This is a genomic window from Yersinia aldovae 670-83, from assembly GCF_000834395.1.
Taxonomy (GTDB): domain Bacteria; phylum Pseudomonadota; class Gammaproteobacteria; order Enterobacterales; family Enterobacteriaceae; genus Yersinia; species Yersinia aldovae.
Genome location: NZ_CP009781.1, coordinates 462,411 through 476,968, shown reverse-complemented (window position 1 = coordinate 476,968; position 14,558 = coordinate 462,411). Strand labels below are relative to the sequence as shown.

Below are 14,558 nucleotides of genomic sequence, written 5' to 3'. Positions count from 1 at the left end.
CACCGGGGCAGGTTGCGGCTTGCCCCAATCCAAAATTTCATAAGGAAGCCATTATGTCAGCACTCCATTGCGCGTTACAGGCCGAGCTGGAAGCCGAACAGTCACCTTATCTGGCCTTTTGTGGCATCGGAAAAAGTTTCCCCGGTGTTCAGGCGCTGGATGATATCAGTTTTACCTGTCAGGCCGGTCAAATCCACGCCCTCATGGGCGAAAACGGGGCAGGGAAATCGACGCTGCTCAAGATACTCAGTGGCAACTATTCGCCGACGCAGGGCGAGATACACATCAAAGGCAAAGCGGTTAATTTCGCGACTACCACCGATGCGTTGGACGCCGGTGTCGCTATCATTTATCAGGAACTGCATCTGGTGCCGGAAATGACGGTGGCGGAGAACATTTATCTGGGTCAATTACCGACCAAAATGGGTATGGTTGATCGCAAGTTATTGCGTTATGAGTCCCGTTTGCAGCTATCACATCTGGGGCTGGATATTGATCCCGATACGCCCCTGAAATACCTCTCCATCGGCCAATGGCAGATGGTGGAAATAGCGAAGGCTTTAGCCCGCAATGCTAAAATCATTGCTTTTGATGAACCCACCAGCTCACTTTCGGCACGCGAAATTGAACAGCTATTTCGCGTCATCCGCGAGTTACGCGCCGAAGGGCGGGTGATTCTGTATGTCTCGCATCGCATGGAAGAGATTTTTGCACTGAGCGATGCTATCACGGTGTTTAAAGATGGCCGCTATGTGTGCACCTTTGACGATATGGCTGAGGTGAATAACGACAAGCTGGTGCAAGCGATGGTCGGGCGTAATCTTGGCGATATCTATGGTTATCAGCCACGCAAAATAGGCGCTGAACGCTTAACCCTGCAAGCGGTAAAAGCCATAGGTGTGACATCACCGATCACATTGACGGTGCATCAAGGGGAAATCGTCGGCCTGTTTGGTTTAGTCGGTGCCGGGCGGAGTGAATTGCTCAAAGGGCTATTTGGTGACACCCAACTGACCCGCGGGCAGGTGCTGCTGGATGGTAACCCGCTGTCGATTCGTTCCCCCATTGATGCCATTACTGCCGGGATCATGTTGTGCCCGGAAGATCGTAAAGCCGATGGCATCATTCCTGTCCATTCGGTACAGGACAATATCAATATCAGCGCGCGGCGCAAGACACTGACTGCGGGCTGCCTGATCAATAATCGCTGGGAGCAAGAGAATGCGGCGTTACGTATTCAGTCCCTAAATATCAAAACCCCCAGCGCCCAACAGCTAATTATGAATCTATCCGGTGGTAATCAGCAAAAAGCCATTTTAGGCCGCTGGTTATCAGAGGACATGAAAGTGATCCTGCTGGATGAACCGACCCGTGGCATTGATGTCGGGGCCAAGCATGAAATCTATAACGTGATTTATCAACTGGCGAAGCAGGGCATTGCGGTGCTGTTTGCATCCAGTGATTTGCCAGAAGTGCTTGGGTTGGCAGACCGAATTGTGGTGATGCGCGAGGGGGCCATCTCCGGTGAGTTAGACCACGATGATGCTACGGAAGAGCAAGCTTTAAGTTTGGCGATGCTACGAACCCCGAATATTGCTGCTGATGCCGCGCCTGCGGTGGCCTGATTGTGAAGGAAATTGTGATGAATACACCCATGTCCAGCGTTACGTTAAGTTCTGAAAAGAAGAATCAGGCATCAACCGAGTTACAAAGTGGGCCACATAACGGCCAGTCGCAGCCACCGCAGGAGGTCTCTGTCAATGGTGGACTGGGGCTATCCCGCATCTGGGATAGCTACGGGATGCTGGTGGTGTTTGCGGTGGTCTTTATTGGCTGCGTGATATTTGTGCCGAACTTTGGTTCTTTCATCAATATGAAGGGGTTAGGGTTGGCCATCTCGATGTCAGGGATGGTGGCGTGCGGCATGTTGTTCTGCCTCGCATCGGGGGATTTTGACTTATCCGTGGCATCAGTTATTGCCTGTGCCGGTGTGACAACGGCGGTGGTCATTAACATGACAGAAAGCCTGTGGCTTGGTGTGGCGGCCGGTTTGCTGTTGGGGGCGGCCTGTGGGCTAATCAACGGTTTTGTCATTGCCCGTCTGAAGATTAATGCCTTAATAACCACACTGGCGACCATGCAGATTGTGCGCGGTCTGGCGTACATTATCGCCGACGGCAAAGCGGTCGGTATTGAAGATGAACGTTTCTTTGCCCTCGGTTATACCAACTGGTTTGGCCTGCCCGCACCGATCTGGATCACCATCGCCTGTCTGATTCTGTTCGGCTTCCTGTTGAACAAAACCACGTTTGGCCGCAATACACTGGCGATCGGTGGCAATGAAGACGCCGCACGCCTGGCGGGGGTGCCGGTAGTACGAACCAAAATTATTATCTTTGTTTTATCTGGCCTGGTGTCGGCGGCGGCAGGGATCATTTTGGCTTCACGCATGACCAGCGGCCAGCCAATGACCTCCATTGGTTATGAGCTGATTGTGATTTCTGCCTGTGTGCTGGGTGGGGTATCGCTAAAAGGCGGGATCGGCAAAATATCTTATGTTATCGCCGGTATTTTGATTTTGGGAACCGTGGAAAATGCCATGAACCTGCTGAACATCTCTCCGTTCTCACAATATGTCGTACGTGGTTTGATCCTGCTGGCGGCGGTTATCTTCGACCGCTACAAACAACTGGCTAAACGGACGGTATAATTGCCAGATGGCAGAAAAGTCCATAAAAAGCCACTCTTGCTCACAGTTCTGCGATCACTATCGGGCAGCACGCCATCTGCCCGATAAACTGACATCGTGACGTAGTGGTTTAAAAAAGTGCCGGGCTTCAAGGAGGCTAAATGTATCATCGAATGGTTCAGGAACCGCAACCCAATCCCTTACTGCCGGGCTATACCTTTAACGCCTATTTGGTGGCGGGATTAACCCCGATTCTGGCCGACGGACCACTCGATTTCTTTATCGACAGACCGGGCGGCATGAAAGGCTATATTCTTAATCTGACCATCAAAGGTCAGGGGAAGATTTTTGATGGCGAAAATACTTTTTACAGTAATCCCGGTGATTTGCTGTTGTTTCCGCCGAAAGCGCCGCATTTCTACGGGCGCTCACCTAACAGCGATTGCTGGTATCACCGCTGGGTCTATTTTCGCCCACGGGCTTATTGGGCGGATTGGCTGGAATGGCACAGCAAAACCCATGAGGTTGGGCGTTTATCATTGCCTAACAATAACTTACTACTGGAATTTGACCGCCTGTTTGCCAATATCGAACAGACGCAAAAGTCAGGTCGCCGTTTTGGTGAAGAGCTGGGGATGAACTTGCTTGAACGGCTGTTGTTGCGTTCGATGGAAGAAGATCCCCTCAGCCCGCAACGCATTATGGACTCGCGAGTCATCGAGGCGTGCCAGTTTATTACCGGTAATTTAGCCGGAGAGCTGCGTATTGACGAAGTTGCGCGCCATGTTTGCTTGTCGCCATCACGTTTGGCGCATCTGTTCCGTGAACAAGTGGGTATCAATATATTGCGTTGGCGTGAAGATCAGCGCGTTATTCGGGCAAAACTATTACTGCAAACGACCCAAGAACCGATTGCGACCATTGGCCGGGTGGTGGGCTATGATGACCAACTCTATTTCTCTCGCGTTTTCCGCAAACGGGTCGGGGTCAGCCCCAGTGATTTCCGGCGGCGCAGCATCGAAACCAATTATCCACAGCGCAGTCTGCGTCAACCGGAATGGCAGGATAATCAGGGGAGTATTGTGCGGCTTTAGCGGTGCGGTACGTTAAGTCAGAAATTACCTCTTGTCGCGGCAATCATCATGGTGTCAAATCGGTTGATTGAGTGACACCAAACAAACAAATAGATTGCGGCTAAGGGGAAGTAGAATGACTGAAATGATAAAGGTAGGTTTACTGGGCTATGGCTACGCCAGTAAAACGTTCCATGCGCCGTTGATTATGGGTACGCCGGGATTAGAACTGGCGGGCGTTTCCAGTAGCGATGCCAGTAAAGTCCATGCTGACTGGCCATCAATGACCGTCGTTTCCAGCCCACAAGCGTTATTTGATGATCCCACCATCGACCTTATCGTGATCCCTACCCCAAATGACACCCACTTCCCGCTCGCCCAGCAAGCGCTGGCGGCAGGTAAGCATGTGGTGGTTGATAAGCCGTTTACCGTGACACTGTCACAAGCAAACGAGTTGAAGAAACAAGCGGATGCAGCGCAACGCCTATTGTCGGTGTTCCACAACCGGCGTTGGGATAGCGATTTTCTGACATTAAAAACCTTACTGGCGGAAGGCAGCTTAGGCAATGTGGTCTATTTTGAGTCGCATTTCGACCGTTACCGCCCGCAGATCCGTCAGCGCTGGCGTGAACAAGCCGGTGCCGGTAGTGGTATTTGGTATGATTTAGGGCCACATTTGCTGGATCAAGCGCTACAACTGTTTGGTTTGCCAGACACGCTGAATGTCGATTTAGGGATGCTGCGCCCCGGCGCGCAATCTGTTGATTATTTCCACGCCACGCTTGGTTATCAGGGGAAACGTGTAGTGCTGCACGGCACGGTGCTGGCGGCTGCAGAAACGGCCCGTTATATCGTTCACGGCCTAGAAGGGAGCTACGTTAAGTATGGGCTTGATCCACAGGAAGACCGCTTAAAATCCGGTGAGCGCCTGCCGCAGGCGGATTGGGGTTATGATATGCGCGATGGCATAGTGACACTGTCACATGATGGCGTGTTGACAGCAAAACCGCTACTGACCTTACCGGGTAATTATCCTGCTTATTATGCCGGTATTCGTGATGCAATTCTCGGCACCGCTGATAATCCGGTTCCGGCCAGTGACGCGATTAAAGTGATGGAGCTGATTGAACTGGGCCTGGCTTCTTATCAACAGCAAAAAACGTTGCCGGTTGTCACTGCAAACTGAGTAATGTCTTCTGATACGGTTATTTTTCATACGGTTATATTATAAAAACGGTCCCTAAAACCATTGACGTTGCCGGTAGGCCGCTCCGCCCGACAACGTCAAAAATAAGGGGATATTGAAGGAATTGAGTGGCATGTCCTGGTTACAACGTTTACGGATAGATAAGTTTTTACTCGTGCTGATTCTGGTGGTGATGATTGCCTCCCTCTTCCCGTGTGAAGGGGAGGTTAAAGTGTGGTTTGAGCATCTGACCACTGCGGCTATCGCGTTGCTGTTCTTTATGCACGGAGCCAAGTTATCACGCGCAGCGATTGTGGCGGGCATGGGGCACTGGAAGCTACATCTGGTGGTGTTTCTCAGCACCTTTGCCTTATTCCCGTTGTTAGGGCTGGGAATGAATGCGTTGGTCCCTGGCGTATTAACGCCCACGCTCTATTTGGGCTTTCTCTATCTGTGTGCTTTGCCCGCGACGGTGCAATCGGCCATTGCGTATACCTCGGTTGCTGGCGGTAATGTTGCGGCGGCGATATGCAGTGCTTCGGCTTCCAGTATTCTCGGTGTGTTCCTGTCGCCGCTGCTGGTAGGGATGCTGATGCAAACACAGGGGGGAGATACCGATACCTTACACGCGATCGGTTCAATTATTATGCAATTGATGGTGCCGTTTATTGTGGGGCATCTATCACGCCCGCTGATTGCCAAATGGGTGGAGCGCCATAAAAAATGGGTCAATATCACTGACCGGTCATCAATTCTGCTGGTGGTGTACGTTGCTTTCAGTGAAGCGGTGGTTCAGGGGATATGGCATCAAATTGATGGCTGGTCGCTGTTGGCGATCCTGCTCTGTTCGCTGGTGTTACTGACGGTGGTGCTGGTGGTTAATACGCTGGCAGCCCGCTGGCTGGGGTTCAATACCGCCGATGAAATCACCATCGTGTTCTGTGGCTCGAAGAAGAGCCTGGCTAACGGTATCCCGATGGCCAATGTGCTGTTTCCTGCCTCTGTGGTCGGGGTTATGGTATTGCCGCTGATGATATTCCATCAGGTTCAATTGATGGTGTGCGCGGTGTTGGCACAGCGTTATGCTAAACGAGTGGCCAGAGAGAATGCTGAAAAAACGCAGGCTGCCAGTGCGCTGGCCTCAGCCGGTCAGTCAGAAGGCAAATGATTGAATATAAATAGATAAAAAACAATAAAAACGCCGGTGTAGCGAGTCGATACCGGCGTTTTTATTGGGCTGTTTTAGGCCGTTATGCGCCGATTTTATCCCGCAGCGCCTGCTTTTCTTGCTCACTGATAAACGCCATCGTCAAGCCGTTAAGCTGCGCCTGACGGATCTCCTGTGGCGTTAAGCCCGCAGCCGGTGCTGCCACCTGGTATTCATTGGCAATCTCAATACCCTGAACCGCCGGGTCATCGGTATTAATTGATGCCAATACGCCATGACGCAGGAAGGTCGCCAGCGGATGAGTGGCCAGCGAGGAAACGGTGCTGGTCTGGATATTGGATGTCAGGCAGGATTCGATACCAATGTTGTGTGCAGCCAAATAATCCATCAGCTTAATGTCTTCCACCGCTTTTACACCGTGACCAATACGTTCTGCGCCCAGTTCGCGGATGGCCTGCCAGATACTCTCCGGCCCTGCGGCTTCACCTGCGTGGACGGTAATGCGTAAACCGGCATCCCGGGCGCGGTTGAAGTGGCTGCGAAACAGGCCACCGGGAAAGCCCAGCTCGTCACCGGCCAGATCCAGTGCCGTAATCGCCTCACGATGCGCCAGTAAACCTTCCAGTTCTTGCAAACAGGCTTGTTCGCCGAAAGTGCGGCTGAGAATGCCAATCAAGCGGATATCAATGGCAAAATCACGGCAACCGGACTGGATGCCATCAATCACGGCCTCGACCACTCCGGCCACCGGCAATTGGTGTTTCATCGCCATATAGAATGGCGAAAAGCGCAGCTCGGCATAATGCAAACCGGCATTGGCTGCGTCCTCGACGTTCTCATAAGCCACACGGCGGCAGGCATCCAGCGAACCCAATACCGCCACGCCCCAATCGAGTTTTTGCAAGAAACTGACTAAATCAGGTTCAGTTTTGGTGATCTGCACATGGGGACGCAGTGCCGCTAACTCATTAGCAGGCAAAGCCAGATTAAATTGGCGACCCAGATCCAAAATTGTTTGCGCACGGATATTGCCGTCAAGATGGCGATGAATGTCAGTCAGGGGAAGGCGGGGATCAATCATGCTGGGCACTCACTTGTTATCAGAAGGTGATTCTTGTGGGTAAAGTGCAGATCATTATAAAAACAAATGGATGAAAATATCCACTGAGTTGCATAAAAAAGTGATGGAAATCACACCAAATGATGGGCGGGGCGATCAGTGCCCATCATCGGGGGTTATCTAATTGGTGCTATTGGCTTGTAACACACGAATGCCATTAATCAGCTTGTCCATCCCAGCTTCTACCTTGCTGCGCGAGCAACCGACGTTGAGCCGTAAGAAGCCACGGCCTTCTTCGCCGTAGGTGAAGCCGGGCATGATGGCAACTTTCTCTTTCTCGATAAGCACCTCCTGCAACTGATGGTCATCAATATTCAACGGGCGTAAATCTATCCAAGCCAGATAAGTTGCTTGCGGTGGCTGCCAGTTTAATGCGGGGAACGCCTGGTTAAGGCGTTGTGCCACATACAGCAGATTGGCTTGCAGGTAGCTGCGCAGCTCATCCAGCCACGGCTCAGCCTGACGATAAGCGGCAATATGCGCCACAATAGCCAGCACCGCAGGAGAAGACAGCCCATCCCGGCCTTTTAGCATTTGTGTGTAGCTATCACGGGTTTCACTGTCACTGATAAAACCGTATGCCCCGGTCAACGCAGGGATGTTGAAGGTCTTGGAACCGGAGGTCAGCAATGCCCACGGCGTTTGGCCAACCTCACTCCACGGCGTATGAACCTGCTCGCCCCAGGTCATATCCATATGAATTTCATCACTGATCACTTTTACCTGATGGCGTTCGCACAGTTCCGCCATCTGAGCCAGCTCTTTTGCAGTCCAAACTTTGCCGGTCGGGTTATGCGGGCTGCACAACAGCAGCACTTTAGTTTGTGGCCGCGCCAATAACGCTTCCAGATGTGCCATATCACATTGCCACTGGTTATCCACTTTGTGCAGTGGGCAACTGAGTAACTGGCGCTGGTTACCGAGGATCACTTTGTAGAAGGCGTCATAAGCTGGCGTGTGGGTGACAATAAAATCGCCCGGTGCAGACCAGCAGCGGATCAACTGAGCCACCATATAAATCACGGACGGCCCGTACACCGCCATTGACGTATCGATACTGCAATGAAAACGTTGTTGATACCAATGGCGGATAGCACCGAGAAAATCGTCATGTTGCCAGCGGCTATAGCCCAAAACCCCGTGTTCGATACGCTGATTAAGCGCTTGCAGAATCACCGGTGCGGTGGGGAAATCCATATCAGAAATAGTAAAGGGCAACAGGTCAGCCGCGCCAAAGCGGTCGGCAATATAGTCCCATTGGGTACACCAGGTGCCGTGACGGTCAACCGGTGTGGAGAAATCAAACATCAGCATCTCGCTTATCAAAAAACGGGGCATCGAGTGCCCCGTAGAGGTTAATGACAAACCTATTTATAGCTCAGTCAAATGAAAGAGAAACGTGCCGCTGGGGTCGTGGTGGTAAGCCACCGGAGCACCCCTTCACTCATTGATCTGGCGTCTTATGACGTTGCAAATTGTTCATTCCCTATCAGTGAGTCTAATTCATCTTTCACCGATTGCACTTGCGGGCCGATAACGACTTGTAAGTTATGGTCGTTCAGTTGAATAACACCAATAGCACGGTTGGCTTTTAGCGCCTCTTTATCTACCAAATTCATGTCCTTAACGGACATCCGCAGCCGGGTAATACAGTTATCCAGCGAGACGATATTATCCGCGCCGCCCAGTGCCGCCAGAATAGCCGGGGAGTTATAACCGGATTTACCGATGACCGCACCGCTGGCGGCTTTCTCGGCATTGCGGCTGGCCGTGGTTTCACTTTCACGTCCCGGTGTTTTGATATTGAAATGCTGAATGGCAAAGCGGAAAATCATGTAGTACGCCACGAACCAAATCGCCGCAACCACCGGAACCCAATACCATTTGGTGGCGGTGCCGTGCAGAATACCAAACACCACGAAATCAATGATATTACCGTCGGTATTACCAATGGTCACGCCGAGCAATGCCATCACGGTAAAGCCCAAACCGGTTAAGATTGCATGGATCAGATACAAGAACGGGGCAACAAACAGGAACAGGAACTCAATCGGTTCAGTGGTGCCACCAATCACACAGGCCACCACACCGGAAATCAATAGCCCTTTAATCTTATGGCGATTCTCAGGCTTGGCGCAATGATACATGGCTAACGCAGCACCCGGCAGGCCACCAAGGAAGGCTGGCATTTTACCTTGCGACAGGAAGCGCGTGGCACTTTCAGAGAAACCGCTTGTGGTTGGGCAGGAGAGCTGGGCCTGGAAGATGGTCAGCGCACCGCTGACGCTATTGCCACAGACATCCATCGTACCGCCCGCTTCAGTAAAGCGAATCAGTGCCACCAAAATGTGGTGCAAGCCGAACGGCAGTAATAACCGCTCGCCGCTGCCAAAAATCATCGGGCCGAAGATACCGGCACCATTAATCAAGTTACCTAACCCGGTGATACCGGCGGCGAAGAATGGCCAAATTAGCGGGATCAATAAACCGACCAGCCCCAGCACCACCGTCGTGACGATCGGCACAAAACGGGTACCGCCAAAGAAGGCTAAGGCATCCGGCAGGCGAATGGTATTGAAGCGCTCATGCAGCAGGTAAACGATGATACCGACAATGACTGCGCCGAGAATACCGGTATCAATTGACTGAATACCTAAAATATTCTGAATGTTGTGGGTTTTCAGTACCATCGCATCGGTGGTTGGCAACACACCGCGGGTTGTCAGGTAAAAATTGGTCGCCAGATTCAGCACCGCAAAACCAACAAAACCGGAGAACGCGGCCACCCCTTTATTCTCACGCGCCATGCCCAGAGGGATGGCAATGGCAAACATTACCGGCAGGAAGCTAAAGGCGAATGAACCCACCTTGCTCATCCAGGTGAATAATAACTGGAAAGCAGGGTGACCAATCACGGGCAATAGGGTGATGACATCTTTGCTACTGAGTGAGCTGCCGATACCAAGCATGATCCCACAGAAAGAGAGTAAGGCGACCGGTAGCATGAAGGTTTTTCCCAAACTTTGGAAAAATTCCCACAGCGTAATTTTTTGTTTTTTTACCGCTGACATAATGACTCCTGTTTTAACGCACCTGATGTTAGCAATGCCTGCATTTCACAACCGCAGTTCTGGGTAACGGTTTGTTTTTCGATAAATGGCGATGATTTCGCCGTCCTGCCTAAAGGTAAAATAAGATAAAACGTTTAACCGAGATAATATGAGCGACATGTCACAATTACTGATCCTATTTTTGTATAACCTTCGCATTTGAAGCCGCAGAGTTGTTAGCTGCGGACACACACCCGAATCACTTACCGGTATAAGTTCATCGGGATTTGCGTGCTGGCCGCCTACCTGCAACGCCAAATTCTTTGGCTAGCGAGGGCATCATCAGATTAAACGTTTAACTTGGCTTGTTTATCCGCAGTTATGACCATTAAAAAAATTACGATTACCGATGTGGCTAAATTGGCTGGCGTCTCAGTGGCGACCGTTTCATTGGCTATCAGTGGCAAAGGGCGTATCTCTGGGGCAACCGCAGAGCGGGTTAATCAGGCCATCGAACAGCTCGGTTATGTCCGCAACCGTCAGGCGGCGCAATTGCGCAGCGGTGAATCGGGTGTTATCGGCTTGATCGTGCGCGATATTGGCGATCCCTTTTATGCCGCAATGACGGCAGGCTTAAGTGAGGCGATTGAGGCGGAGGGCAAACTGCTCTTTCTGACACAAAGTGGTCGGGAGGGGAAGGGATTGCTGCGTTGTTTTGATACGTTGATTGCTCAAGGGGTCGACGGGCTGGTATTGGGCGGTGGCGCGAAGCGGGAGATGGGGTTGCAGCAAAAGGCCGCCGAGCATGATATCCCGCTGATTTGTGCCGCGCGATCGAATGTGTTGGAAGGGGTGGATGTGGTGCGTCCTGACAACATGCAGGCCGCAAAAATGGCGACAGAGTTTCTGATTGGCCGCGGCCATCGACAGATTGCCTATCTTGGTGGGCATTCACACTCCTTAACCCGAGCCGAGCGGTTGGGGGGCTTTTGTGCCACCTTGGTGCAATATGGCCTGCCATTTCGTTCTGAATGGGTGGTCGAATGCGAGAGTCAACAACAGGCGGCGGCTGATGCAGCAGAAACGCTGTTACGCAATCACCCCAATGTCAGCGCTATTGTTTGTCATCAGGCATCGGTCGCGTTGGGGGCTTACTTCGGTATCTTACGCACTGGCCGGACTATCGGCAGCGCCGGTGTCGATACTTACCTAGATCAACAAGTGGCACTCATCGGTTTTGGTGATGTACCGGAAGCCGAGCTAACCGAGCCACCATTAACCTTTGTCACCAGTTCTGCCAGAGAGATTGGTTACAGTGCCGGGCAACGGTTACTCCAGCGTATCGCGGGCGTTGACCTGCAACTGCAAAACGTTATTTTGCCGCCGGTATTAATTCGCCGTGGCTCGGCTTGAACATAGATCTGCGCGAGCATATAGTTTCAGCCTGGCGTTAGCCAGCAGCACGAGAAAATAAAACTCACAAATCGATTGTGAGTTTTATTTGTATTTACCTCTTTATAACCTGGTGGATTCTTGTTTGTTTCTGGTTATAATATTTACCGCTTCTGATTTTACCGTTTGCTTCAAGGAGGACAATGCCATTGGTAATAGTTTTTCACCAAATATCATCTCGGTGCAAATTTTCCCCATTAATTTTTCGATGACAATATCTTTAATTTTCTTCTTTTCTAAATCTATTTTTTGATATTGTTCGAGACTGAGGTTTTTTACGAACTGTGGGTAGACTTTTGCCAATTTCCCATCAATATATTTATCTGATTGGAGTGTAGTCCTGACTGAACTTTGAGTCAGGTTAAGACTTAAATCTTTATCAGTAATACCCTCTTGGCTGTTAGTGTTGAAAAAACCCTCATTTAAATGATATTCACTTTTTACTCTATTTAATAAATCTGCTCTATCTTTTTTATCTATTTTTGATTCATTTCCGATATTGGCATGATCAATGGCTTGATTGACTGCAACTGAAACTATTGTTAATCTTTCATCAATTAACCACGCTTTGTTATGCTCCATGTTTGAGTCAGTTATGGTCTGTTTTAAACCGCCCAACACTTTGTTATAGTTTATCTTCGCCTCTTGAGAATTGACCCTGATTATAACTTGTGTGTTTTTAACACCAAATAATCTGCCTAGTAAATTGTTATTGGTCGGTGAGTTAATGGAAACGGTCGCTTCTTGGCGTATTTTATGTTGGATCTTTTTTTCTGAATCATACGTTTTTAATACTGTTCTTAATTTCATGTTACATACCTCGCCCTAAATAAAACGCTAAAATAGCGTGTGGCAATTTTTCTTTCTTTAAGAAAACGAGTATGTATCGGATTATCTTTATGCAATATGTCTTTCAAATAAATAGAGCCAACAGATCCCATTTATAACAGATGATGATAAGTGGCCGAGTGGCTGTTGAGTATTAATTCGCCAGCAAGGTTTAGCCCTATTATTTACTGCTACGGATTGTGCTCAAAAATAGTTAGAGTATGAGGTCGTTTTGGTCGAGAAAATGGATCTTAGCCGCCATCATGCAGGGAAAGGATATTTACGAGGGAGGGGCGAGTATAAAACGCGGCTGGGGGCGTGAAACAGAGTGTGGTTGCATCGCCGCCACACTCTTGTCGGGACGGATTACTGTGCTACTGGCTCACTGCCGGTATCTTCTTCAGCCGGTGCGCCGCCACCGAACATACCAAACAAGCCGACAAACTCTTGCAGTGACATTTTCTGACCATTCAAATCGACCTGGTTATCTGCAAAGTGGAAGCTGCTGCTGATAACGTCATCTTTGGTGGTGGTCAGTTTAAACATCTGGCCCATCGCGGCAATGCCCTGGACTTGTTGCTGTGCCAGTTTCTGAGCTTCTTCCGCGCTGTAACCTTGCAGACGTGCCGCCTGCGTGGTCAGTTCGGTTGCCATTGCCATCGGAATGGCCAACGTGGCATCAACTTTTTTCACTGACTTCAGCAGCAGCGGTTCTGCTGTGGCTTTAGCCTGTGCGGGGTCCATCAAATCAATATTCAGGTTAAATGAGCTTTCCCCTTTGGCATTTTTCCAGCTTAGAGGCGCGATACTTACGGTCGGATTGCCTTTCAGCAGGGCAGGTACGTTGGCCAGCAACATCTCGGTCATTTGTTGTTGGTAGGCTTCTGGGTCCAGATTTTCACCGGCCTGAACCGCTTGCAGCACCTGTTGGTTATACGCGCTGGTGAACTGCTTCAGACTTTGCCCATCCAGTTTATCGAAGGCGAAGGCCAGCTTACCTGAACCAAAATCATTACCCTGAATCTTTAATGCATCAAGGGAGTAGGTCAGCTTACCATTCAGATCTTTATCGGTTTCGCCCAACTGGGTGTTGAGATTAAAGCCCGCCAGCGTGGCCATTTCTTTGCCATCAATACTGAAACCCATCTGCTTGATAGCCAGTTGTTGGTCACCAATGCTGAGATCAAATTTGCCCATTTTGCTGTCACTTTTCAGCGTCAGACCTTGCAGGTTAAATTGTTCCAGTTGGTCCCACTGATTTTTGCTGGTGAACACGATGTTGTCACTGTTGCCGCTCATCTTCACATTACGCATATCACGCGAGACATCAGCATCAATGGTAGCACCAGAGAATTTCATACTGGTGGTATTTTGCTGATAGTCGATCGCAATGAAAGTAATGGCAGAAGAGGTGTCACCGCTGTAAGAAATACGTGAGTCAGCGGTAAATGGTGACTTACCTTTCGTCACTTCAAATAACTTCTTCAGTGCTGGCGTGTTCGCCAGTTCGGTATGGACAGAAGCCATGCTGGGGATCAGATTGAATCTCTTCAACTGAGCCAAGGGGAAGGGGCCGTGATCGATAGTCTCGATAAAGGCCACTTCATCGCCCTCTTTTAACGCTTTTTCGCCGGCAACACTGCTATCGGCTTGCAGAATATAGCGAACCTGACTGCTGAACAGACCACGTTGGTAGTCTTTATACGCGAATTTCACGCCCGCTTTCGGTAACAGAGTTCTAATCTGCCCGTTAGCGTTATTAACCAACTCGCCCATACGTTGTTCAATTAGTTTACCGGTATACCATGAGGCTCCAGTCCATGCTGTGCCAAGTACCACAATGACGCTGACAGCCACTAACGATTTTTTCATTGTTCCGTTCATCCTTTTCTAATATACCAAATTCACTATGTTGAACGCGGCACTAAGACCTACCACCAAATTAAGGGGAGTGCCGTCAAAAGGGCATCCCCAAATCAATATAGGCATAGA

11 protein-coding genes are annotated in these 14,558 nt (G+C 50.1%); 6 read left to right on the top strand and 5 right to left on the bottom strand.

From position 1 onward, the window contains the following. The first annotated feature begins 53 nt into the window (after nt 1–53). The 5 genes from araG to AT01_RS02195 all read left to right on the top strand — a co-directional run bounded on the left by araG (nt 54) and on the right by AT01_RS02195 (nt 6,116). Nucleotides 54–1,625 (top strand): L-arabinose ABC transporter ATP-binding protein AraG, encoded by a 1,572-nt coding sequence (araG, locus tag AT01_RS02215; protein WP_042545910.1) that lies wholly within the window; start codon nt 54–56, stop codon nt 1,623–1,625. A 29-nt stretch (nt 1,626–1,654) separates the two neighbouring features. Further along, nucleotides 1,655–2,710, top strand: a complete 1,056-nt coding sequence (araH, locus tag AT01_RS02210) for an L-arabinose ABC transporter permease AraH (RefSeq protein WP_042548456.1) — start codon at nt 1,655–1,657, stop codon at nt 2,708–2,710. Between the two features lie 140 nt (nt 2,711–2,850). Beyond that, nucleotides 2,851–3,783 (top strand): arabinose operon transcriptional regulator AraC, encoded by a 933-nt coding sequence (gene araC, locus AT01_RS02205; protein ID WP_042545909.1) that lies wholly within the window; start codon nt 2,851–2,853, stop codon nt 3,781–3,783. A 115-nt stretch (nt 3,784–3,898) separates the two neighbouring features. Beyond that, nucleotides 3,899–4,948, top strand: coding sequence for an oxidoreductase (locus AT01_RS02200; RefSeq protein WP_042545908.1), 1,050 nt, complete (start codon nt 3,899–3,901; stop codon nt 4,946–4,948). A 133-nt stretch (nt 4,949–5,081) separates the two neighbouring features. Continuing rightward, nucleotides 5,082–6,116 carry a bile acid:sodium symporter family protein gene (locus AT01_RS02195; RefSeq protein WP_042545907.1) on the top strand — a complete coding sequence of 345 codons (1,035 nt, stop codon included), beginning with the start codon at nt 5,082–5,084 and terminating at the stop codon, nt 6,114–6,116. Nucleotides 6,117–6,198: 82 nt separating this feature from the next. On the opposite strand, the gene add is transcribed toward AT01_RS02195, so the two are convergent. The 3 genes from add to malX all read right to left on the bottom strand — a co-directional run bounded on the left by add (nt 6,199) and on the right by malX (nt 10,307). After that, a complete protein-coding gene (add, locus tag AT01_RS02190; protein ID WP_042545906.1) occupies nt 6,199–7,197 on the bottom strand; it encodes an adenosine deaminase in 999 nt (332 codons plus the stop codon). A gap of 159 nt (nt 7,198–7,356) precedes the next feature. Beyond that, nucleotides 7,357–8,544, bottom strand: a complete 1,188-nt coding sequence (locus tag AT01_RS02185) for a MalY/PatB family protein (RefSeq protein WP_042548455.1) — start codon at nt 8,542–8,544, stop codon at nt 7,357–7,359. A 152-nt stretch (nt 8,545–8,696) separates the two neighbouring features. Then, complete coding sequence (gene malX / locus AT01_RS02180; RefSeq protein ID WP_042545905.1) at nt 8,697–10,307, bottom strand: maltose/glucose-specific PTS transporter subunit IIBC; 1,611 nt, start codon at nt 10,305–10,307, stop codon at nt 8,697–8,699. A gap of 360 nt (nt 10,308–10,667) precedes the next feature. On the opposite strand from malX, the gene malI reads away from it, so the two are divergent. Then, nucleotides 10,668–11,699 (top strand): Mal regulon transcriptional regulator MalI, encoded by a 1,032-nt coding sequence (gene malI / locus AT01_RS02175; protein WP_042545904.1) that lies wholly within the window; start codon nt 10,668–10,670, stop codon nt 11,697–11,699. 102 nt (nt 11,700–11,801) lie between these two features. Here malI and AT01_RS02170 read toward each other — a convergent pair whose 3' ends face one another. Together AT01_RS02170 and AT01_RS02165 are read right to left on the bottom strand one after the other, a co-directional pair. Continuing rightward, on the bottom strand, nt 11,802–12,548 hold the full coding sequence (locus AT01_RS02170) for a hypothetical protein (RefSeq protein ID WP_042545903.1): 747 nt from the start codon (nt 12,546–12,548) through the stop codon (nt 11,802–11,804). 384 nt (nt 12,549–12,932) lie between these two features. Continuing rightward, entirely contained in the window at nt 12,933–14,438 is a 1,506-nt protein-coding gene (locus tag AT01_RS02165) for a YdgA family protein (protein WP_042545902.1), read from the bottom strand. Nucleotides 14,439–14,558 lie beyond the last annotated feature (120 nt).